25 protein-coding genes and 1 pseudogene are annotated in these 21,223 nt (G+C 71.1%); 19 read left to right on the top strand and 7 right to left on the bottom strand.

The genetic code is table 11. The annotated features are described in order from the left end of the window. The 6 genes and pseudogenes from G3I65_RS04350 to G3I65_RS04325 all read left to right on the top strand — a co-directional run. Window positions 1-347, top strand: a pseudogene (locus G3I65_RS04350) (hypothetical protein); the annotation flags it as partial. A gap of 2 nt (window positions 348-349) precedes the next feature. Then, entirely contained in the window at window positions 350-1,108 is a 759-nt protein-coding gene (locus tag G3I65_RS04345; protein ID WP_160694939.1) for an ESX secretion-associated protein EspG, read from the top strand. A 134-nt stretch (window positions 1,109-1,242) separates the two neighbouring features. Beyond that, complete coding sequence (locus G3I65_RS04340) at window positions 1,243-1,554, top strand: hypothetical protein (RefSeq protein ID WP_160694938.1); 312 nt, start codon at window positions 1,243-1,245, stop codon at window positions 1,552-1,554. A gap of 20 nt (window positions 1,555-1,574) precedes the next feature. Further along, entirely contained in the window at window positions 1,575-2,711 is a 1,137-nt protein-coding gene (locus G3I65_RS04335) for a transglycosylase SLT domain-containing protein (protein WP_160694937.1), read from the top strand. 15 nt (window positions 2,712-2,726) lie between these two features. Beyond that, on the top strand, window positions 2,727-3,905 hold the full coding sequence (locus tag G3I65_RS04330) for a pyridoxal phosphate-dependent aminotransferase (RefSeq protein ID WP_160694936.1): 1,179 nt from the start codon (window positions 2,727-2,729) through the stop codon (window positions 3,903-3,905). 101 nt (window positions 3,906-4,006) lie between these two features. Further along, window positions 4,007-4,195, top strand: coding sequence for a hypothetical protein (locus G3I65_RS04325; protein WP_086856441.1), 189 nt, complete (start codon window positions 4,007-4,009; stop codon window positions 4,193-4,195). 5 nt (window positions 4,196-4,200) lie between these two features. Here G3I65_RS04325 and G3I65_RS04320 read toward each other — a convergent pair whose 3' ends face one another. From G3I65_RS04320 to G3I65_RS04310, 3 genes are all read right to left on the bottom strand, one after another. After that, entirely contained in the window at window positions 4,201-5,016 is an 816-nt protein-coding gene (locus tag G3I65_RS04320) for an SAM-dependent methyltransferase (RefSeq protein WP_160694935.1), read from the bottom strand. Between the two features lie 94 nt (window positions 5,017-5,110). Then, entirely contained in the window at window positions 5,111-5,689 is a 579-nt protein-coding gene (locus G3I65_RS04315) for an HAD family phosphatase (protein ID WP_160694934.1), read from the bottom strand. A gap of 15 nt (window positions 5,690-5,704) precedes the next feature. Further along, window positions 5,705-6,727: a low specificity L-threonine aldolase gene (locus G3I65_RS04310; protein WP_160694933.1), complete on the bottom strand. Its 1,023-nt coding sequence runs from the start codon at window positions 6,725-6,727 to the stop codon at window positions 5,705-5,707. 137 nt (window positions 6,728-6,864) lie between these two features. Here G3I65_RS04310 and G3I65_RS04305 point away from each other — a divergent pair, with 137 nt between their 5' ends. From G3I65_RS04305 to G3I65_RS04295, 3 genes are read left to right on the top strand one after another with little or no spacing between them, the layout of a single operon-like run. After that, window positions 6,865-7,374: a SigE family RNA polymerase sigma factor gene (locus G3I65_RS04305; protein WP_160694932.1), complete on the top strand. Its 510-nt coding sequence runs from the start codon at window positions 6,865-6,867 to the stop codon at window positions 7,372-7,374. Further along, window positions 7,367-8,083, top strand: coding sequence for a hypothetical protein (locus tag G3I65_RS04300; RefSeq protein WP_160694931.1), 717 nt, complete (start codon window positions 7,367-7,369; stop codon window positions 8,081-8,083). The genes G3I65_RS04305 and G3I65_RS04300 overlap by 8 nt, the downstream gene beginning before the upstream one ends. 34 nt (window positions 8,084-8,117) lie before the next feature. Continuing rightward, window positions 8,118-8,708, top strand: a complete 591-nt coding sequence (locus tag G3I65_RS04295) for a TetR/AcrR family transcriptional regulator (RefSeq protein WP_160694930.1) — start codon at window positions 8,118-8,120, stop codon at window positions 8,706-8,708. Between the two features lie 4 nt (window positions 8,709-8,712). On the opposite strand, the gene G3I65_RS04290 is transcribed toward G3I65_RS04295, so the two are convergent. Together G3I65_RS04290 and G3I65_RS04285 are read right to left on the bottom strand one after the other, a co-directional pair. Further along, window positions 8,713-9,411 carry a FadR/GntR family transcriptional regulator gene (locus G3I65_RS04290; RefSeq protein ID WP_160694929.1) on the bottom strand — a complete coding sequence of 233 codons (699 nt, stop codon included), beginning with the start codon at window positions 9,409-9,411 and terminating at the stop codon, window positions 8,713-8,715. Between the two features lie 46 nt (window positions 9,412-9,457). Further along, on the bottom strand, window positions 9,458-10,459 hold the full coding sequence (locus tag G3I65_RS04285; protein ID WP_160694928.1) for a beta-propeller fold lactonase family protein: 1,002 nt from the start codon (window positions 10,457-10,459) through the stop codon (window positions 9,458-9,460). A gap of 161 nt (window positions 10,460-10,620) precedes the next feature. On the opposite strand from G3I65_RS04285, the gene G3I65_RS04280 reads away from it, so the two are divergent. The 9 genes from G3I65_RS04280 (at window position 10,621) to G3I65_RS04240 (ending at window position 18,602) form a co-directional block, all read left to right on the top strand. Next, entirely contained in the window at window positions 10,621-11,304 is a 684-nt protein-coding gene (locus G3I65_RS04280; protein ID WP_160694927.1) for an SDR family NAD(P)-dependent oxidoreductase, read from the top strand. Window positions 11,305-11,317: 13 nt separating this feature from the next. Further along, complete coding sequence (gene dgoD / locus G3I65_RS04275; RefSeq protein WP_160694926.1) at window positions 11,318-12,463, top strand: galactonate dehydratase; 1,146 nt, start codon at window positions 11,318-11,320, stop codon at window positions 12,461-12,463. Window positions 12,464-12,637: 174 nt separating this feature from the next. After that, entirely contained in the window at window positions 12,638-13,177 is a 540-nt protein-coding gene (locus tag G3I65_RS04270) for a hypothetical protein (protein ID WP_160694925.1), read from the top strand. Continuing rightward, on the top strand, window positions 13,174-14,601 hold the full coding sequence (purB, locus tag G3I65_RS04265) for an adenylosuccinate lyase (RefSeq protein ID WP_160694924.1): 1,428 nt from the start codon (window positions 13,174-13,176) through the stop codon (window positions 14,599-14,601). Before G3I65_RS04270 ends, purB begins: the two co-directional genes overlap by 4 nt. A gap of 115 nt (window positions 14,602-14,716) precedes the next feature. Then, a complete protein-coding gene (locus tag G3I65_RS04260) occupies window positions 14,717-15,535 on the top strand; it encodes an ABC transporter substrate-binding protein (protein ID WP_160694923.1) in 819 nt (272 codons plus the stop codon). A gap of 1 nt (window position 15,536) precedes the next feature. Then, window positions 15,537-16,304, top strand: coding sequence for an ABC transporter substrate-binding protein (locus G3I65_RS04255; RefSeq protein WP_160694922.1), 768 nt, complete (start codon window positions 15,537-15,539; stop codon window positions 16,302-16,304). 7 nt (window positions 16,305-16,311) lie between these two features. Then, entirely contained in the window at window positions 16,312-17,091 is a 780-nt protein-coding gene (locus tag G3I65_RS04250) for an ABC transporter substrate-binding protein (RefSeq protein WP_160694921.1), read from the top strand. 6 nt (window positions 17,092-17,097) lie between these two features. Beyond that, window positions 17,098-17,865: an amino acid ABC transporter permease gene (locus tag G3I65_RS04245; RefSeq protein WP_160694920.1), complete on the top strand. Its 768-nt coding sequence runs from the start codon at window positions 17,098-17,100 to the stop codon at window positions 17,863-17,865. After that, window positions 17,862-18,602 (top strand): amino acid ABC transporter ATP-binding protein, encoded by a 741-nt coding sequence (locus tag G3I65_RS04240; protein ID WP_163046638.1) that lies wholly within the window; start codon window positions 17,862-17,864, stop codon window positions 18,600-18,602. The genes G3I65_RS04245 and G3I65_RS04240 overlap by 4 nt, the downstream gene beginning before the upstream one ends. A gap of 9 nt (window positions 18,603-18,611) precedes the next feature. Here G3I65_RS04240 and G3I65_RS04235 read toward each other — a convergent pair whose 3' ends face one another. Continuing rightward, on the bottom strand, window positions 18,612-19,838 hold the full coding sequence (locus G3I65_RS04235) for a glycosyltransferase family 2 protein (protein ID WP_160694919.1): 1,227 nt from the start codon (window positions 19,836-19,838) through the stop codon (window positions 18,612-18,614). Between the two features lie 117 nt (window positions 19,839-19,955). Between G3I65_RS04235 and G3I65_RS04230 the strand changes: the two genes are divergently transcribed. Then, entirely contained in the window at window positions 19,956-20,837 is an 882-nt protein-coding gene (locus tag G3I65_RS04230) for an MOSC domain-containing protein (RefSeq protein ID WP_166639653.1), read from the top strand. Here G3I65_RS04230 and G3I65_RS04225 read toward each other — a convergent pair. Next, window positions 20,720-21,223 (bottom strand): S-adenosyl-l-methionine hydroxide adenosyltransferase family protein (locus G3I65_RS04225; RefSeq protein WP_160694918.1); only part of this gene is annotated, 504 nt, incomplete at its 5' end. The genes G3I65_RS04230 and G3I65_RS04225 overlap by 118 nt on opposite strands.

The following is a 21,223-nucleotide window of genomic DNA, read 5'->3' as shown; positions in this document are numbered from 1 at the left end:
CTGGCGAAATCGGCGCGGGCGCGGCGGCGGTCGGCGCGGGCGCCGCCGGTGGCGCGCTCAGCGGCGACAAGGAACGCCAGCGGCGGGAGAAGGGCCAGCCGAAGGGCCCGGTGCGGCCGCTGCCGGTCGGTGAGCTGCCCGAGGAGGAAGCCGTCGCGCTGCGGAAGTCCGAGCAGATCAGCCCGAAGCAGCAGCGCGGCGAGACGAGGTTCCTGTCGGAGGCGGCCCCGCAGGAGGAGGACGCCGAGCACATCCGCCGCTTCGGCGTCGACGACCAGGACCTGTTCGCCGACCAGCGGATGGTTTCCCCCGACGTGATCGGCGACCACGGTTCGGACGGTCGCTGACCGTGTCCTTGGTGCTGTCGGCGTCGGAGTTCGACGTGCTCTGGGAGTCGTTCGAACTGCCGCGGCGGCACGTCGCGATCGACGTGCCGAGTGAAGGAACCACCCGCACCGAGCGGTCGGAGCTGGTGGCGTCGGCGTGGGCGTCGCTCGGCGAGCGGCGCCTGGCCCGCAACCGCCGCCCGTCCGGCGAGCTGACCGACCTGCTCCACCTGCTCGCCCGCCCCCAGTTCGGCGTCGACGTCTGGGTGTGGGCGGAACGCGAGATCCGCGGCCGCGCGGTCAGCCACCGCGGCCAGGCGGTGCTGGCGGTGGTGGACAACGCGGAGGTGTGGCTGATCCCGGCGACGGAGGACGCCCTCGCGGAGGCGGCGGTCTCGGTGGCGGGCGACCTGGCCCCGGGCATCGGCCAGACGGTGAGCATTCCGTACGGCACCCTGAAGTCGGCCGACGCGGCGGCGAAGGGCGACCCGAAGGCACTGGTGACGGCGCTGGAGGACCGCGGCGTGGCGCTGTTCCAGGCCCAGGAGCTGTCCGGGATGCTGCTGGGCCAGGAAGCCCGCGGCCAGTTCGGCGCGGAGCGCGTCGGCCGCGACGGCGTCGTCCACCGCGCGAACCGGGTGGTGGCGTTCTTCGACACCGACTCCGGGCGGTACCTGTTCCAGGTGCAGACCGACCGGGAAGGTCGCGAGTGGGCGACGGTGACCCCGGCGGACAACGCGCTGCTCGCGACGAGGATCCGGGAACTGATGGCGGAGGCGTGAGCCCCGCCGGGTGGAAGTTGGCCGGGAACCGCACGCGCACCCCTCGGGAAGTCATAAAGTAAACGCGGGAACCGTCCTGGTCGTGACGACGTCGGATCGGGCGGACACAAGTTTTCCGAAGGGGATGACGAACCGTGCCTGTCTACGACGCCGACTCGATGGCCATCGCGGCCGGCCAGGTGGAGAAGCTCAAGGACGAGTTCGAAAAGTCCAAGCAGAAGGTCACCGGCTTGGACCACGAGAAGGAAAGCCCCTTCGGCGGGATGGACGACAAGGGCGATGCGCACGGCGCCGTCGGCAAGTTCAAGGACGGCGTGCACAACCAGTTCGACGCGGCGGGCAAGCACATGGAGGCACTGGGGTTCGCCATGCGCAAGGCCGCGGGGCTGGTCGCCGAGACCGACCAGGTCGGGGCGAGTGACCTCAAGCTGCACGTCGACAAGTGAACTGAGCAGGGGGCACCAGAGTGGGATTGAACCCGGGCGGCGCCGGAACGCCGGACAACTGGGAAGCCTTCATGAAGAAGGTCGACCAGGTCGAAAAGGTCGATTTGGGAAAAATCACCGCGGCGGCCGCGCAGTTCCGCGAGGCGGGCAAGAACGCCGGTGACCACACTGCGTCGCTGAAGAATTCAACGGAAGCGCTCAACGGCGGCGTGTGGGCCGGCCCGGCGGCCGACGAATTCTTCAAGTACGTCCGCCAGGTCCGCGACGCCGGCACCAAGGTGCAGACCCACCTCGAGGACGTCGCCAAGGACCTCGACGACCTCGCGTCGACCCTCGAGCAGGTCAAGAAGAACGTCGGGGACAAGCAGCTCGCCGCGGAGAAGGCGGTCAACGAGCGCAACCAGCAGGCCCAGAAGGCGATGGACGCGGCGGACCAAGCGGCCCGTGCCCACGAGCGCGACAACAACCTGCCGGCGCCCGCCCAGACCTCCGCGGAGATCAAGGCGAAGGCCGCGACCGACATCCACAACATCACCGCCGGGTTCGACGGGGACGTGGCCGGCTTGCAGGCCCAGGCCGACACCGCGATCAAGGCGTCGCAGAAGCTGATGTCCCAGCAGATCGAGGGCGGTTACGACCAGGTCCCGCTGCCGGCCAGCTCCGCCGCGGCCCCCAAGAGCACCGGCGGCATCCACAGCAACGGCTCCTCCCACGGCGGTGGTGGCGGAGGCGGCGGTGGTGGTGGCGGCGGGGGCGGCGGCCTCGGCCCCAGCGGCGGCCCGCCCTCCTCCCCGCCCCCGGGCAACGTCCAGCAGTGGATCCAGGAAGCCATGAAGGCCCTGCAGGCCGCGGGCATCCCGGTGACCGACGCCGACATCCCGAAGATCTGGGCGATCATCCAGCACGAGTCGGGCGGGAACCCCAACGCCATCAACAACTGGGATTCCAACGCCGCCGCCGGGCACCCGTCCAAGGGGCTCATGCAGTGCATCGACTCGACCTTCAACGCGCACAAGCTGCCCGGGCACGACAACATCTACAACCCGGTCGACAACATCATCGCGGGCGTCCGGTACTCCTTCGACCGCTACGGCGGCCTCGACAACGTGCCGGGGATCAAGGCCATGGCCCACGGCGGTGCCTACCGGGGCTACTAGAACTAGCCTGGCCGCATGGTCGACCTCGGAGCCTTCGCCGGTCCCGCGCTGCGGGCCGGTGTGCCGCCCTTCCACGTCATGGACGTCCTCTCCGCGGCCGGTGCGCGGCAGCGCAGTCACGGCGACCTCGTGTCGCTCGCGGCCGGGCAGCCCTCGGCGCCCGCGCCGCGGCCCGTGCTCGAGGCCGCGGCGAAGGCGCTGCAGGACAGCACGCTCGGCTACACCGAACAGCTCGGCATCCCGGAGCTGCGGGAGGCCGTCGCCGGGCACTACCGGGGGCGGTACGACGTCGACGTCCAGGCGCACGACGTCGTCCTGACCACCGGGTCCTCCGGGGGTTTCCTGCTGGCCTTCCTCAGTGCCTTCGACCCCGGCGCGAAGGTCGCCATGGCGCGGCCCGGCTACCCGGCCTACCGCAACCTGCTCTCCGTGCTGGGCTGCGAGGTCGTCGAGTTCGCCACCACCGCCGAGACGAACTTCCAGCCCACCGTGGAGCTCCTCGACCGGCTCGGCCCGATCGACGGCCTGATCGTCGCCAGCCCCAGCAACCCGACCGGGACCGTCCTGCCGCCCGGTGAGCTCGCCGCGATCACCGGCTGGTGCTCGTCGCACGGCGTTCAGCTGATCAGCGACGAGATCTACCACGGCATCTCCTACGGCGCCGAGCTCGACTGCGCGTGGCAGTACGGCCGGGAGCCGATCGTGCTCGGCAGCTTCTCGAAGTACTTCGCGATGACCGGCTGGCGGCTCGGCTGGATGCTCGCGCCGCAGCGCCTGCACCGCGCGATCGACGTCCTGACCGGCAACTTCACCATCTGCCCGCCCGCCGTGTCGCAGTACGCGGCGCTGGCCGCCTTCACGCCCGAGGCGTACGCGGAAGCCGACGCGCACGTCGAGCGGTACCGCGCCAACCGCGACCGGCTCTTCGCCGGCCTGCGCCGCATCGGCCTGAACGAGCTCGCGCCCGCGGACGGCGCCTTCTACGCGTACGCCGACGTCAGCGCGTACACCGGCGACAGCCTGAGCTGGTGCCAGCGGCTGCTCGCCGACACCGGGCTCGCCATCACCCCCGGCGTCGACTTCGACCCGGTCGACGGCGGGAAGTACGTGCGGTTCTCCTTCGCCGGGAGCGCCGAGGACATCGACGAAGGCGTCCGGCGGCTCGGTGCCTGGCTCGGCCAGGGGGAACCCTGATTTAACCCCGAACGTTGGCTTTCAAAGGGGAGTTTCCCCGCCGGAGGTGGCACATTGGAGTCACCGGGCCGGTGGGGCCACGGGGACACAGCGGAGGAACCATGTTCTGGAAGATCGTCGGCGGCCTGATCGTCGCCTGGGTGGCGTTCATGGTGCTGGGCGCCGTGATCGGGTTCGTGTTCAAGGCCGTTCTGTGGATCGCCATCATCGGCGGCATCGCCTTCCTCGGCGCGGCCGGCTACAAGGCGATCACCGGCAACAAGGACCCGAAGCGCATCAACCGGTACTGAGAGCTTTACGGGATTCGCGCCACGCCGCCCAGCGCCGTCCGGTTGACCGGCGTCAGCGGCGCCAGGCGCGGCCCGTCCGGCCACCACAGGTGGGGCGCGACCAGCCCGGGTTCGAGCAGGTCGAGGCCGTCGAAGAACGACGCGATCTCGGCCTCCGCGCGGTAGCGCGTGTCGAGCCCGGTGCGGCCGAACCGGTCCTCGAGTGCCGCCGCGACGGTGGCCGCCTCGGTGGCGTCGAGCGGGTTGTGGTGGTGCAGCAGGAGCAGGTACGAGCCCGGGGCGAGCGCGCCGGCGTAGGACTTGACCACCTGCTGCGCCTGCTGGAGGTCGGTGATGTGGTCGACGACTCCGCACAGCACGAGCCCGGCCGGGCGGTCGAGGTCGATGTACCGCGCCACCCCGGTGAGGGTCTCGCCGGGGTTCAGCGGGTCGGTGCCGCAGATGTGCGTGAAGTCGTTGTCGACGAGCAGGGCCCGGCTGTGCGCTTCCACCACCGGGTCGTCGTCGACGTAGACGACGTGCGCCTCCGGGTTGTACCGCTGCGCCACCTGGTGGGTGTTCTCCGCCGCCGGGAAGCCCGAGCCGAGGTCGACGAACTGGTCGACGCCCAGCCGTTCGGTCAGGTAGCGGACGGCGCGGACCAGCCACTGCCGCATCTCCCGCGCCATCGCCGGGGCTTCCGGCGCGATGTCGAGGATCTGCCGCAGCACGGCGCGGTCGGCCTCGTAGTTGTTCTGCCCGCCCAGCAACGCGTCCGAGACGCGAGCGAAGCTCGGCCGGTCGAAGTCGACGCGGGCCGACGGTCGTTCGCTCGTCGCCATGGGCTACCTACCGGGGAAGTCGGCGGAGGGACGCGCCCAGCCTAGGACACGCGGATGACGGCGGGTAGGCGGCCGTGCGGGGTGGGTGAGTCGTTCAGTCCAGCCAGGCGCGGGCGGCGTCGGCGCCGTTCCACACCTGGGCCTTGAGCCCGACCGCCCGTGCGCCGTCCACATTGGACTCGCGGTCGTCGAAGAACAGGCAGTCCGACGGCTCCGCGCCGAGCTCGTCGAGCAGCAGGCGGAAGATCTTCGCGTCCGGCTTGACGCACCGGACGTCGCCCGAGAACAGCGTCACGCGGAAGTGCCGCACCCAGTCCTGCGCGCGGACCCATTCGCCGAACACCACCGGCGCGTTCGAGAGCAGCGCCAGCGGCGCGCCGGCTTCGGCGAGCGTCTCGAGCAGGGCTTCCGATGACGGCTCCAGGTGGCCCCAGCCCTCGACGTCGATGCGGGTCAGCTCGGCCGACAGCGCTTCGTCGACCGGCACGCCGAGCGCCTGGCCCACGTTCTGCCAGTACTCCAGCGGGGTGCTGCCGGCGTCGTACGGGAGCCGCAGGTCCCAGTACGCCTTTTCGAACTCCGGCAGCGAGGCGCCCATCGCCGCGGCCAGGTCGGGGCGGGCGGCGCTCGGCTTGCTCAGCACGTCGCCGTAGTCGAACACGATCCAGTTCACGGGTCCCCCAGTGCGTCAGGCGCCGGTCTTGATCCGGCGCAGGGCTTCTTCGACGTCGGTCGCGCTGAGGTCCCGGTGGGTGACGAACCGGACCTTGCCCGCCATCGGCACCGCGCGGACCCCGAGCGAGTCGAGCCAGCTCAGCGCGGTCGGGATGTCGGGCACCTCGGCGAGCACGATGTTGGTGTCCGGCACGTTCGTCGGCCAGCCGTACTCGCGCAGGCCGTCGGCGAGGCGCGCGGCGTTCTCGTGCGAGTCGGCCAGGTCCGGGATGCGGTCCAGCGCGACCAGGCAGGCCGCGGCCAGCACGCCGCCCTGCCGGACGCCGCCGCCGAGCATCTGGCGCATCCGGCGGGCGCGCTCGACGAACGTCCTGCTGCCCGCGACGACCGAGCCGACCGGCGCGCCCAGGCCCTTGCTGAAGCAGGCCGACACGGTGTCGACGCCGACGGTCAGCGCGGCGGGCGGCACCTCCAGCGCGACCGCGGCCTGCCAGAGCCGGGCGCCGTCGAGGTGCACGGTCAGGCCGGCTTCCTTCGCGACGGACAGCAGCTGGGCGTGCTCGTCCGGCGGGGTCACGGCGCCGCCGGCCGCGTTGTGGGTGTTCTCCAGGCAGAGCAGCGATGTCCGTAATGTGAAGTACGGCCCGGGTTGTCCGATCGCGGCCGCGAGGGCGTCGGGAGACGGGCGGCCCGGGCCGCCGTCGTGTTCGAGGATGTCCGGCATGCCGCCGGCCAGCCACGCGGCCGAGCCCAGCTCGTTGGACAGCACGTGCGCCCCCCGCGTGGCCAGGAACCGGTCGCCGCGCTGCAGGTGCAGGCTCAGCGCGATCAGGTTGGCCATCGTCCCGCTCGGCACCCAGAGCGCGGCCGCCATGCCCAGGACGTGCGCGGCGCGTTCCTCCAGGGCGGCGACCGTCGGGTCGTGCTCGAGGACGTTGTCACCGACCTCGGCGGACGCCATCGCCGCGCGCATCGTTTCATCCGGACGAGTGACGGTGTCGGAGCGGAAATCCAGCGGCGGCAGCGTGAAGGTCACAGAGCGATCACATCACAACCACCTCGTGGGGATCAATGAGCCCCGGAGTGGTCGAACCCACTCGGTCCATGCAACCGTGGACGCCCCTGATTCCGTCCTCATGGGCGAACGACAACCAGAGCGGAGCACGACTGCGCGTGGACCAGCGCGACGAGGAGGAGTTCGCGGAGTACTTCGCCGCCAGGCGGGACGCCGTGCGCCGGACCGCGTACATGCTGTGCGGTGACTGGCACCGGGCGGACGACCTCGCGCAGACGGCGTTCGTCGCACTGCACCGGAGGTGGAAGAAGATCAGGGATCGCGCGGCGACGGACGCGTACGTCCGCACGACGCTCGTCCGGGCGTCGATCGACGAATCGCGGCGTCCGTGGCGGCGTGAGTGGCAGACCGAGACGCTGCCCGAGCCCGCCGACGACTCGCCCGGCCTCGACGACCTCGTCGCGACCAGGGAAGACCTGCTCGCGGCGCTGAAGGAAGTGCCGCCCAAGCAGCGGGCGGTGCTGGTCATGCGGTACTTCGAAGGGCTCGACGTGACCAGTGCGGCGAAGGCGCTGGGCTGCAGCGAAGGCAACGTGAAGAGCCAGACCGCGCGCGGGCTGGCGAACCTCAAGCAGGTGCTGGAACGGGAGGTGGAGACCAATGGATGAGCAGGAGCTGCGCTCGTTGTTCTCCGCCGCGCCGCCGGAGGCACCCGAACCCACGTTCTCCCAGGACGACGTCGTCCGCGAATCCCGCCGCCAGACCGTGCGCCGCCGCAACCGGATCACCGCGGGCGTGAGCGCCGCCGCGCTGGTCGTCGTCGGATTCGGTGCGTACGGACTGCTCTCCGGGGGTACCCCCGGGTTGTTGACCGCGGCCAAGGACAACGCCGTGTCGGCGCAATCGGACGCCGGCTCCGCGCAACCCGGGGACGGCTCGATGCGTCCTCAAGTCGGTGGGGAGTCACCGAACTTCCCGGCCCAGCCACCTCAGCAGGGGGGTGACGGGGGCGGGAAGACCGGCCACCTGGCCGAAGGCGCCTCCGGGTGCGAACAGGTGGACAGGGAGCTCGCCATCGCCCTCGCTGGCGAGCTCCCTGTCCCCGTCGCCGTTTCCGAGGCGTCCCCGGGCGGCGCCTGTTCGACGGCGTCGCGTTCGGCCGGGTTCCAGGTGCCGGGCGGTGAAGTCGCCGCGGCGGCGTACCCGAAGGGCATCCCGGTGGTCTTCAAGTCCCAGCCCGCCGGCACGGTCACGGCTCGGGTCACGACGGCGTCCGGTGGCTCGTTGCTGCTGATCAGCGTGCCTGCGAGCGGGGCGACGGCGCCGTACGCGGGGCAACTGGACCAGTTCGCGCGCGCACTCGCGCCCCGCTTCTGAGCCCGGGTTCGCCCGGTTGGCAGAATGACCGGCCATGACCGGAGCGACCACCCCGAAGGGGGAGCGACGCCGCGCCGCGCTCGTCGAGGCCGCCGCGAAGCTGCTCGTCGAGGGCGGGTTCGACGCGGTCCGGCACCGGGCGGTCGCCGAACGGGCCGGCCTGCCGCTCGCGTCGACGACGTACTACTTCGACTCGCTCGAGGACCTGGTCACGGCGGCCGTCGAGCACCACTCGAACGCCGAGCTGGAGACGGGACGGCGCCGGCTCGAGGAGCTCGCGACCCGCAACCGCGGCGTGCAGGCGACGGTCGAGCTGGTGCTGGAGATGCTGCTCGGCCCGGAGAGCGGTGACGCGGAGGCCGACGCCGAAGCGGTTCTCCTGCGCTACGAGCGCCTGGTCGCGACCGGCCGCCGCCCGTACCTGCGGCCGTTGATGCGGACGCTGTCGGCCCAGCTCAACGAGCTGCTGGCGGAGATCTTCGCCCGCTCGGGCACCCCGGTGTCCGCCGTCGAGCTCGAGCGCCTGATCGCGCTGGTCGACGGCGCCGTCGTCAACGCGCTGATCGAGATCGACCCCGAACCCCGCGCGGCCGCGGCCCGGATGCTCCAGGCCGCGCTGGCCTGAGCGCTCACGACTCGCGCTGAGCCCGCTCCAGGTCGTCGCGGGACTTCGTGACCAAGGCCAGCATCGCCTGTTCGGCGGCCGCGGGGTCGCCGGCGACGATCGCGTCGAACACCTTGCGGTGGCTCGGCACCGGGTCCTCCGCCGACGACGCCCCGTGCACCAGCTTGTCGCGCTCGGCCAGCCCGATCGCGATCACCCGTTCCATCCGCATCAGGAAGTTGTTGTGGGTGGCGGCCATCAGCCGCCGGTGGAAGGCGAGGTCGGCCTCGACGCTCGCCTCCGCGTCGCCGGCCGCGGCCATCTCGGCGAGCGCTTCCCGCAGCCCCGCGATGTCCTCTTCCGACGCGCGCCCGGCCGCGATCCGCGCCGCGGCCGGCTCCACGACCGCGCGGACCTCGGTCAGCTCGTCGAGCAGGCCCGGGTCGTCGGCGGCCGCGGTCTGCCAGCGCATGACGTCGGCGTCGAGCATGTTCCACTTCTCGCGCGGCTGGACGAACGTGCCGCGCTTCTGCCGGGCGTCGATCATGCCCTTCGCGGCGAGCACCTTGAGCGCCTCGCGCAGGGCGGTCAGGCTGATGTCGAGCTCTTCGCGCAGTGCCGGCAGGTCGAGGACGGTGCCCTCGCCCCACTCGTCGGAGAGGATCCGGCTGGCCAGTGCCTCCACGGTCTGGCCGTGCAACCCGCGTGGCCGGTGTTCGCTCAAGGGAGGGCCTCTCAGCTGGCGGACTGGCGGGAGGTAATCCTAGGCGTCAGGGCAGCGAAACCGGCAGCACGAACGTCGGCGACCCCGTCGGGTAGTACCTGGGCTCCGCCTCCCCCGACGCGGTCAGCGTGAACGCCGTGATCGCGTCCTCCGACTGCGCCGCCACGTAGCAAGTGCCGTCCACCAGCGCGAAGTGGCGGGGGTTCGCGCCGCAGGGCTGGTCGGCCACCGCGGCGGCCTCGTCGAGGGCGAACTCCGTGACGCAGTCCGGGCCGCGGTTCGACACGTACAGGCGCGAGTCGGTCAGCTCCAGGTGCGCCACCAGGTTCGGCACCGAAGGCGGTGACAGCGTCGACGCGGTCGAAGCGACCACCGAGAACGCGCCCGGCGACGTCTCCCGGACCGTCACCAACGTCCCGGCCAGCTCCCCGACGACGTACGCCAGCTCCGTGCCCGGCCGGCGGACCAGCTGGCGCGGGCCCGTGCCCGGCGGCAGCGAGGACACCGCCAGCGGCTCCAGGCCACCGGACGACGTCAGCGTGTAGCTGCGGATTTCGTCCGTCCCGAGGTCGACCGCGCTCACGATGCCCGGGCCGGGGACCGCCATGTGGACGTGCGCCGCCTCCTGGCGGTCGGTGCGCGGTCCGCTGCCGGAGTGCTGCGCCAGCGCGGTCCGGGACTCCAGCGCGCCGGACGAAGACAGCGAGAACACCGCCAGGCTGCCGCCGGTGTAGTTGGCGCACAACAGGAAACGGCCGTCCGGGGTCACCGCCAGGTGGCACGGGTGCGCCCCGCCCGTCTCCAGGGTGCCCAGCACCGACAGCGAGCCCGAAGCGTCGAAGGACAGCGCCGTCACCGCGCCGGTGTCGGTCTCGTTAACCGCGTACAGCACCGGCAGCGACGGGTGCCGCACCAGCCACGAAGGACACTCCAACGGCAGCGAAGCGATTTCGGTCAGTGACCCCGACGGAGACCGCGAGAACGTCGTGATCCCCGTGCCGTTGCCCGCTTCACCGGTGTAGCACCCGACGAAGACCAGTTCAGCCATGCGTGCTCCTCAAGCGTTTCGACCCGGACGGCGATCTCCGCGCCGGTTCCGCAGGCCAGCCTGGCACGTCTTCCGGCGCGATGCCGCCGGAGTCCGGGCTTTCAAATCCTAATTTAGGAGTTATCCTTCAGGGGTCCGAGTTCCAGGAACAGGAGAAGGCGATGGCCACGCGCACGGCGGTGGTGACCGGAGCGGCGTCCGGGATCGGCAAGGCGACCGCCCGGAAGCTCCTGGCGGACGGCTACCGCGTGCTCGGTGTCGACATCGCCGAACTCCCCGACGGCGTCGTCCCGATCCGGGGCAGCGTCAGCGACGAAGCGACCTGGGCGGAAATCGGCGAGGTGGACGCCCTGGTCAGCAACGCCTACGTCCCCAGCACCGGACCCCTGCACGAGATCGGCCGCGCCGAGTGGGAACGCCAGCTCGACGTCAACCTCACTGGCACCTACCTCGCCCTGAAGGCCTGCCTGCCGTCGCTGCGGAAGAACGGCGGCGCGGTCGTGCTGGTCTCGTCGGTGCACGCGCACTTCGGGCTGCCGGGCCACCCCGCGTACGCCGCCAGCAAGGGGGCGCTGGTCGCGCTGGCCCGGCAGCTGGCCGTCGAATACGCCCCCGGCGTGCGGGTCAACTCCGTGCTGCCGGGGCCGGTGCTCACCGAAGCCTGGGCGCGCATCTCGCCGGAAGACCGCGAGCGCAGCGCCCGGGCGACGCCGGTGGGCCGGCTCGGCGACCCGGCCGAAGTGGCGAACGTGATCGCCTTCCTGCTCTCGGACGCCGCGTCGTTCGTCACCGGGGCCGAGCTGACCGTCGACGGCGGCTGGTCCGCCGCCAAGGATTCCGCGTAGCTGGGGGACACGGGTGAAGATCACCGGGGTCGAAACGTTTCTGGTCGCGCCGCGCTGGCTGTTCCTCAAGCTCAGCACGGACGAGGGCGTCTGCGGCTGGGGCGAGCCCGTGGTCGAGGGCCGCGCGGAGACCGTGCGCGCGGCCGTCCACGAGCTGTCCGAGCTGCTGATCGGGCAGGACCCGCTGCGCATCGAAGACCACTGGCAGGTGCTGCGCCGCGGCGGTTTCTACCGCGGCGGGCCGGTGCTTTCCAGCGCGCTCGCCGGCTACGACCACGCGCTGTGGGACATCGCGGGCAAGGTGCGCGACGCGCCGGTGCACGAGCTGCTCGGCGGCCCGGTCCGCGACCGCGTCCGGGTCTACAGCTGGGTCGGCGGCGACCGGCCGTCCGGCATCCGCGAAGCCGTGTCCGCGCAGGTCGAGGCCGGGTTCACCGCGGTGAAGATGAACGTCGCCGGCCCACTCACGGCGATCGCGTCGCCCGCCGAGGCCGAAGCCGCGGTGGCGCGCGCGTGGGAGGCGCGGGAGGTGCTCGGGCCGCACCGCGACCTCGCGATCGACTTCCACGGCCGCGTCTCGCCCGCGATGGCGCGGCGGCTGGTCAAGCTGCTCGAAGACGTCCAGCCGATGTTCGTCGAGGAACCGATCCTGCCGGAGACCCAGGGCGACGCGCTGCGCTCGGTCGTCGAGGCGTCCACCGTGCCGATCGCGCTCGGCGAGCGGCTCTACTCGCGCTGGGAGTTCAAGCCGGTGCTCGACGCCGGGGTCGCGGTCGTCCAGCCGGACCCCTCGCACGCGGGCGGCATCTCCGAGCTGCGGCGGATCGGCGCGCTCGCGGAGATGTACGGCGCTTCGCTCGCCCCGCACTGCCCGCTCGGCCCGATCTCCCTGGCGGCGTCGCTGCAGGTGGCGTTCGCGACGCCGAACTTCCTGATCCAGGAACAGAGCGTCGGCATGCACTACCACGAGGGCCGCGAACACCAGTACCTCGCGGACGCGTCGATCTTCGCCTTCCAGGATGGCTACGCGGCCCGCCCGCTGAGGCCCGGGCTCGGCATTGAGGTCGACGAAGAAGCCGTCCGCCGCGCCGACGAGATCGGGCACCGCTGGCACTCGCCGGTCTGGCGGCACGACGACGGCGGGTTCGCCGAATGGTGACCTGGCTCGAGCGCGGCGACCTGCGTCTCGGCCTGGTCCCGGAGCTGGGCGGGCGGCTGCTTTCCGTGTCCCGCGCCACAGGGCTGGGACCGCCCGGACCAGTGGCCCAGCCCGCCCGATCCGGTCCTGGACTCCGGCCCGTACGCACTGGCCCTCGACGGGGACACGGCGACCATGACCAGTGCGCCGGACCCGCGCACCGGCTTACGGTTCACGCGCGAGATCACGCTCCTCGACAACGGCTACGCACTGCGGCTGACCGCGCTCAACACCGCCGACCGCCCGGTCCGCTGGGCACTGTGGAACGTGACCCAGCTGCCCGGCGGCGGCACGGTCACCGCGGGGCTTCGGCGCCCCGACGTCGTCGCGCTGGTCGCGGGCACCGGCACGCCGGAGTACACAGTGGACGGTGACCGGCTGGTCGTGCCGCCGCAGGACGTCGTCGGCAAGCTCGGCGTGCCGGGCACCGCGGGCTGGGTTTCCTACGGCGCCTTGACGTTGAGCTTCGACGTCGACCCGGCGGGCGAGTACCCCGACGAGGGCTCGCCGCTGGAGATCTGGCTGGAGCACCCGCTCCCGGCGCCGCTGGCGTCCCTCGGCGACCTCGACCCGCCCGCCCGGATCGTCGAGCTGGAGGTGCTCGGCCCGCTGACCAGGCTCGAACCGGGCGCCACGACGAGCCTGACCATCCACGCGGGTATCGTGAGGGCGTGACGGACAAGCCCCGCATTCCGAACGTGCTCGCCGCCCGCTACGCCTCGGCGGAGCTGGTTTCGCTCTGGTCGCCGGAGCACAAGGTGGTCCTGGAGCGGCAGCTCTGGCTCGCCGTTCTCAAGGCGCAGAAGGACCTTGGCGTCGAGGTGCCGGACGGCGTCGTCGAGGCGTACGAGGGAGTCCTGGACACCGTCGACCTCAACTCGATCGCCGAGCGGGAGCGCGTCACCCGGCACGACGTCAAGGCGCGGATCGAGGAGTTCAGCGACCTCGCCGGGCAGGAGCACATCCACAAGGGCATGACCTCGCGCGACCTCACCGAGAACGTCGAGCAGCTGCAGCTGCTCCGCTCGCTGGAGCTGGTCCGCACCCGCGTCGCCGCCGTACTGGCGCGGCTGGCCGCGCTCGCCGTCGAGCACGCGGACACCGTCATGGCCGGGCGTTCGCACAACGTCGCCGCGCAGGCCACCACGCTCGGCAAGCGGTTCGCCACCGCGGCCGACGAGCTGCTGGTCGCCTTCGAGCGGCTCGACAACCTCATCGAGCGGTACCCGCTGCGCGGCATCAAGGGCCCGGTCGGCACCGCGCAGGACATGCTCGACCTGCTCGGCGACGAGTCCACTTTGGACCAGCTGGAAGACCGCGTGATGCAGCACCTGGGCTTCAACCGCCGGTTCACCAGCGTCGGCCAGGTGTACCCGCGCTCGCTCGACTTCGACGTGCTGTCCACTGTGGTCCAGCTCGCCGCGGCGCCGTCCAGCCTGGCCAAGACGATTCGGCTGATGGCGGGCCACGAGCTGGTCACCGAGGGCTTCAAGCCCGGCCAGGTCGGCTCCTCGGCCATGCCGCACAAGATGAACACCCGCTCGTGCGAGCGCGTGAACGGCCTCGCCGTCGTGCTGCGCGGCTACCTGTCGATGATCGGCGAGCTGGCCGGCGACCAGTGGAACGAGGGCGACGTCTCCGACTCGGTCGTCCGCCGCGTCGCGCTGCCGGACGCGTTCTTCGCGCTCGACGGCCTGCTGGAGACCTTCCTCACGGTGCTCACCGAATTCGGCGCCTTCCCGGCGGTGATCGAGCGTGAGCTGGATCGCTACCTGCCGTTCCTGACGACGACGAAGGTGCTCATGGCGTCGGTCCGCGGCGGCGTCGGACGTGAGACGGCCCACGAAGCCATCAAGGAGCACGCCGTCGCCGTCGCGCTCGAAATGCGCGAAGGCCGCGCGGAAAACGACCTGCTCGACCGCTTCGCCGCCGACGAGCGCATCCCGCTCGACCGCGGTGAGCTGGACAAACTCCTCGCCGACCGGATCTCGTTCACCGGGACGGCCGGGCGCCAGGTGGCGCAGGTGGCCGAGCGCGTCGGGCAGCTCCTGGAGCGGTTCCCCGAGGCGGCGGGCTACGCGCCGCAGCCGATCCTGTGAGCTGACGCACCCGTCCACAGAATGGAACGAATCCACTCGAACGGGCGAAATCCCTAATCTCGATCGCTGACCCCGCGAGCGCTGCCCGGCGCTCATTCCCACCATGGAAGAAGCGATGAGATCCACGCTGTCCAAGATCGCCGCCGCCCTGACCGCGGGCGCGCTGACGTTGACCCTGGCCGCCTGCGGTGGTTCCGACGCGGGGACGAAGACCCTGCGCGTCGGGACCCTGAGCGACGCCCCGCCGTCGATCTACCTGGAGAACGGCCGCTTCACCGGCTACGACAACGAGCTGCTGCGCGACATCGCGAAGCGTGAGGGCTTCGAGGTCGAGTTCGTCGGCACCGAGTTCTCCAGCCTGCTGGCCGGCGTCGCGACCGGCAAGTTCGACATCGGCAGCTCGACGATCTCGAGCACCGAGGCGCGCAAGAAGACGGTCGCCTTCTCCGACGGCTACAACACCGGCTTCACCACGGTCGTCACGGCGAAGGGCGCCAACCTCAAGGACGTCGCCGCGTTGTCGGGCAAGCGCCTCGGCGTGGTCCAGGGTTCGGTGCAGGACGAGCTCGCCGGCAAGACCGCCGGGGCCCAGGTCGTCCGTTTCCCCGACTACAACGCGGGTTTCGCGCAGCTGAAGAACGGCACGCTGGACGGCTGGGTCGTGCCGCAGGACATCGGCCAGAAGTACCTGGACCAAAACCCCGGCGTGCCGCTGGAGCTCGGTTACACGGTCGAGGACAAGGACACCCCGTCGGCGTTCGCGGTGGCCAAGACGAACACCGATCTGCTGAACAAGCTCAACGACGGGCTGCGGAAGGCCGTCGCCGACGGTACGGTCGCCCGGATCTACGGCCAGTTCTACAAGAACACGCCGCTGTCGAAGGAACTTCAGCAGGGCGGCCCCGGGCTGCCGGTCAAGAACGCGGGTGCGTGACATGAAGAAGCTGATCGTCACCGTGCTGGCCGCCGCCCTCACGCTCACCGCGTGCGGCGGGGGTTCCGAGAGCGCTTCCTCGACGCTGCGTGTGGGGACGCTGAGCGACGCGCCGCCCAACATCTACTTGAAGGACGGCAACTACACCGGCTTCGACAACGAGCTGCTCAAGGCCATCGCGGCCAAGCAGAACCTGAAGCTGGAGTTCGCCGCGACCGACTTCTCCGCGCTGCTCGGCCAGGTCGCGTCCGGCCGCTTCGACATCGCCAGCTCGGCGATCGCGCAGACCGACGAGCGCAAGAAGACGGTCGACTTCTCCGCGGCCTACGACTTCGAAACCATGAGCATCCAGGCCAAGCAGGGCACCCCGGTGACCGACGAGAAGGGCCTGGCGGGCAAGCGCGTCGCCGTCATCCAGGCGACCGTCGGCGACCACTGGCTGACCAGCACGGTGCCCGCCGCGCAGGCCGTGCGCTTCCCCGACTACGCCGCCGCGCTGACCGCGCTGAAGACCGGCGCCGTCGACGCGTACATCCTCGACCAGAGCATCGCCGAGAAGAACGTCACCGACAACCCGGACGCCAAGCTCGTCGTCGTGAAGAGCTTCGTCACCGACGTGCCGCACGGGTTCGCGGTGAAGAAGGGCAACGCCGACCTGCTCAAGAAGGTCGACGACGGGCTCAAGCAGGTGATCTCCGACGGGACCTGGCTTAAGCTGCACCAGCAGTTCCTGCCGACCGCTCCGGTGCCGGCCGGGTTCCAGGGTTAGGAGAAGCATGAAGAAGACACTGGTCACGGCGCTCACCGCGACCTTGCTGGCGGCGCTCACGGCGTGCGGCGGCTCGGACGGCGGCGACGGCAAGACCCTGCGGGTCGGCACGCTGAGCGACTCGAAGCCGAACGCCTACCAGGAGAACGGCAACTACACCGGGTTCGACAACGAGCTGCTGAAGGCCATCGCGGCCAAGGAAGGCCTCAAGCTGGAGTTCGCCGCGACGGAGTTCTCGGCGCTGCTCGGCCAGGTCGCCAACGGCACGTTCGACATCGGCAGCTCGGCGATCTCCCAGACCGAGGCCCGCAAGAAGACCGTCGACTTCTCCGCGCCGTACAACTACCAGGCCCTCGGCATCGAAGCCAAGGAAACCGCCGGCATCACCGACGAGAACTCGTTGGCGGGCAAGCGGATCGGCGTCGTCCAGGGCACGGTGTCGGACACCTGGCTCGGCTCGAACGCGCCGACCGCGCAGGCCGTCCGCTTCCCGAACGACGCGGCCGCCCTCAACGCGCTCAAGACCGGCGCGATCGACGGCGCGGTGTTCGACCAGGCCACCGCCGAGGACTACGCGAAGAACAACGCCGACGCGAAGCTCAAGGTGACCAAGGCGATCACCACGACCATCCCGCACGGGTTCGCGTTCAAGAAGGGCAACACGGACCTGATCAACAAGATCAACGACGGCCTCAAGAAGGTCATCGCGGACGGCACCTGGGTCAAGGTGCACGACCAGTTCGAGCCCACCGCGCCCGTGCCCGCCGAGTTCAAGGCGGGGCAGTAGTCCACAATGGACGACTTCATCAACACCTTTCTCGACTGGGACTACATTTCCCAGGTCCTGCCGGACCTGCTGAAGACCGGCCTGCTGAACACGCTCGTCCTGTCGGTGTCCTCGGCGCTGATCGGCACCGTGGTCGGCATGCTGCTGGCCGTCATGGGCCTGTCCACCAAGTGGTGGCTGCGCTGGCCGGCGCGGATCTACACCGACATCTTCCGCGGGCTGCCGGCCATCCTGACGATCCTGCTGATCGGCCAGGGGCTCGGCACGCTCGCGCGGGACGTCGTCGGCACGAACCCGTACCCGATGGGCATCCTGGCGCTGTCCCTGATCGCCGCCGCGTACATCGGCGAGATCTTCCGGTCGGGCATCCAGAGCGTGGACAAGGGCCAGCTGGAGGCCAGCCGGGCGCTCGGGATGAGCTACTCCAAGTCGATGCTGCTGGTGATCATCCCGCAGGGCGTCCGGCGCGTGCTGCCGGCGCTGGTGAACCAGTTCATCGCGCTGGTCAAGGACTCCAGCCTCGTCTACGTGCTCGGGCTGCTGTCCGGGCAACGCGAGCTGTTCCGGATCGGCCAGGACCTCGCGGCCAACACCGGCAACCTCTCGCCGCTGGTCGCGGCCGGGGTGTTCTTCCTGGTGATCACCGTGCCGCTGACGCACCTGGTCAACTACATCGACAAGAAGCTCCGGACGGGCCGCAAGGTCCGGGTCGACGACCCGGACGACAGCGACCCGGTGGAGCTCAGCCCCGGCGGGAGGGTGACCACGTGGTGACGACGGCGGTGCGAACGTCCAGTGTGGAGCTTCGCGACATCCACGTCAGCTTCGGCACGCTGGAAGTCCTGCGCGGGGTCGACCTCAAGGTGCCCAGCGGCAAGACGACGTGCGTCATCGGGCCGTCCGGCTCCGGCAAGTCGACGCTCCTGCGGTGCGTGAACCGCTTGCAGGAGCCCGATTCCGGCGACCTGCTGCTCGACGGCGAGTCGGTGATCAAGGCCGACCCGGACGCGCTGCGCCAGCGCGTCGGCATGGTGTTCCAGCACTTCAACCTCTTCGGCCACCGGAGCGTGCTGGACAACATCGTGCTGCCGTTGCGCAGTGTGAAGAAGCTCGGCAAGGAGGAAGCGGCGGAGATCGCGCGCGCCCGCCTCGCCGAGGTCGGCCTCGCGGACAAGGCGCCGTACCGCCCGAGCGCGCTTTCGGGCGGTCAGCAGCAGCGCGTCGCGATCGCGCGGGCGCTGGCCATGGACCCCGAGGTGATGCTCTTCGACGAGGCCACCAGCGCGCTCGACCCCGAGCTGGTCAAGGGCGTGCTGAACCTGATGGCAGGACTGGCGGAGCGGGGTCTGACGCTGATCGTGGTCACGCACGAGATGGGGTTCGCCAGGAGCGTCGCCGACGAGGTGGCGTTCATGGACGCGGGGAAGATCGTCGAGCAGGGCCCGCCGGCCCGCCTCTTCGACGAGCCGCAAAGCCCGCGCCTGCAGCGGTTCCTGTCCCAGGTGCTCTGACGCCCGCGCTCAGAAGCCGTCCGGGACGCGCACTTCGCGGCCGATGCGGCGGGCTTCGGCCAGCAGCTCGTTGCGCCACCGGTCCCACAGCCCGGCCATCCTCGACGTGACGATCACCGCGTCCACGGACTGGTCGGGCAACGCCGTGCGCAGGCCCATGGTGTGGTGCCCGGTGTGCCGTCCCGACGCGGTCGCCTTCGCCAGCAGCGCGGCGTCGAAGTCCAGCAGGGCCGCGGGCGGCACGGCCGCCGGGATTTCCGCGCCGGCCCCGAGAACGGCGATCTTCGCGCCCGGCGGGAGGTGCCGCACGGCCTCGGCCAGCTCGGCCGCCACGTCCGTGTCGCGCGCCCGCTCCTGCCACTCCACCAGGGCGCGGTAGTCCTCTTCGTAGCTGATGAAGAGGTGCTTGACGGCCAGCGCCCAGCCGATCTCGACGACCGGCTCGCGATGCTCCGCCAGGAAGTGGAGCATGTTCTGGGCGAACTGTTCCCACAGGTCGAACTGCTCCCGCTCGTGCGGCAGGTCGACCACCCACGCGTCCTCGACGACCTCGAACCGCACGCCGTGGCGCGACAGCCGGAACCCGAGTTCGGTGTCCTCCCCGCCCCAGCCGTGGAACCGCTCGTCGAAGCCGCCCACCGCGCGGAAGTCGGCCAAGCGCAGCGAACAGTTGATGGTCCAGAACAGCCGCCAGGGCAGGAGATCGGTGCCGGCCTTGACGTTCATCAGCTGCTCGTGCCGGACGTCGCGGAAATCGGGGTCGTCGGCGTAGCGCGCGACGGTTTCCTCCGGCCCCAGCCGTTCCACGGCCTCGGTGACCCAGGACGTGTCCTTCTCCGGGCTGTACCCGTGCGCGTACCCGATGACCGCCCGGCGTTCGGTGTCCTGGCCGTGCGCCGCGAGGTGGCGCAGCAGGAGGTCGGTGCCGAACAGCGGCCCGGTATCCAGGAAGAACAGGATGGGTGCGGTGGCCAGCGCCGCCCCCGCGTTGCGCGCGGTCCCCGCCCGGAACCCGAGGTCCTCCTGGAAGTGGTACTTCACCCGCAGCCGGTCCGCGAAGGACTGGACCACTTCCGCCGTCGCGTCGGAGGACCCGTCGTCGGCGACGATCACCTCGAACTCGGCGGCAGGCAGCTGCTGCCGCGTGAGGTGTTCGAGGGTGGTGCGCAGCATGTCGCAACGGTTGTACGTGGGGATGACCACCGAAATCCGTGGGCGATCCTGGTCCGAAGTCATGGTGACCGACCGATCCTCTCCTGACTCGCGCGTCAAGAGCGTGGCACCGGCCGCGACGGCCAGGCGTCTCCGGAAATGCGGTCCGGCCCCGGGACGTCCTCCGGGTAGCCTGCGGGCATGGCGAGGATCGCGCGGCTGACGTACTACCCGGTCAAGGGGTGTGCCGGCACTTCGGTGCCGGTCGCCGAGGCCGGGACCGCCGGATTGGCCCACGACCGGGTCTTCCAGGTCGTCGCGCCCGACGGCGACTTCCGCAGCCAGCGCCGTTACCCGGTGCTCGCCGCGGTCCGGCCGCGGGTGCTCGGCGACCGGCTCGCGCTGTCCGCGCCGGGCCACGGCGACCTCGAGCTCGACATCCGCCGCGACGGCCCCCGGCACCCGGGTTCGACGTTTTCCTGGCAGGGCGAAGGCGTCCACCAAGGAGAAGCCGCGGCCGAGTGGTTCTCGGACCTGCTCGGCCTGCCGTCGGTGCTGATCGGAGTGGCGCCGGACCACGAACGCGTCACGAGCGGGGAAACGCCGGGCACGGCCGCCTTCGCCGACGGGCACGCGCTGCTCGTCGCGTCCGAGTCCTCTTTGGACGGACTGAACGCCCGCATCCTCGAACGCGGCGGCGAACCCGTGCCGATGGACCGCTTCCGCCCCAACGTCGTCGTCTCCGGCTGGCTCGAGCCGCACACCGAAGACGAGGTCCGCGCGATGGCGGCGGGCACCGCGGAGTTCGGCTACGCCAAGCAGTGCGTGCGCTGCACGGTGCCGATGGTCGACCAGGAGACCGGCGAGAAGGCCGGCCCGGAGCCGATCCGTACGCTGGCGACCTACCGGCGGCACGCCGACGGCGGCGTGGTCTTCGGGATGAAGGCCGCGGTGCTGCGCCCGGGTCAGCTGGCGGTGGGCGACGAGGTGATCGTGCACTCCTGGGCGGGCCCGAGCCCCAGCACCGCGGCCGCCGAACCGCCGTTGACGGCGACCGCGAGCCGCCCGGCCGAGTCGGTGTAGAGGACGCTCGCGCCGGCGGGGACGTCCGCGAACGTCCGCCCGAGCACCGTCGTGACCGCGACCCGCTCGCTGTGCACGGACACCGCCCCGGTCAGCCCGGACAGCTCGAGGTCGGCCGGCGTCGCGGCGAGCTGGACGTTGCCGAAGTGGTCGACCGTCAGCACCTCCGACACCAGCTTCCCGGGGAAGGCCGCGACGAACGGTTCCGGCATCGTGACCAGGTCGGTGACCGGGTCGCCGAACGCCGCGGGCTCGACCCCCAGCGCGAGGTGCGCGGCCGCGGGGGCGAAGACGTCCCGCCCGTGGAACGTCGCCGACGTGACCGGCAGCCGCAGCGACGGCTCGGCCAGCTCGTAGGCCGCCCGGACCCCGCCCAGCGCCTGCGC

This window comes from Amycolatopsis sp. SID8362 (assembly GCF_010550475.1).
In the GTDB taxonomy this organism is placed as follows: Bacteria; Actinomycetota; Actinomycetes; order Mycobacteriales; family Pseudonocardiaceae; genus Amycolatopsis; species Amycolatopsis eburnea.
The sequence above is the reverse complement of the archived record's forward strand: the minus strand, read 5'-3'. Positions and strand labels throughout refer to the sequence as shown.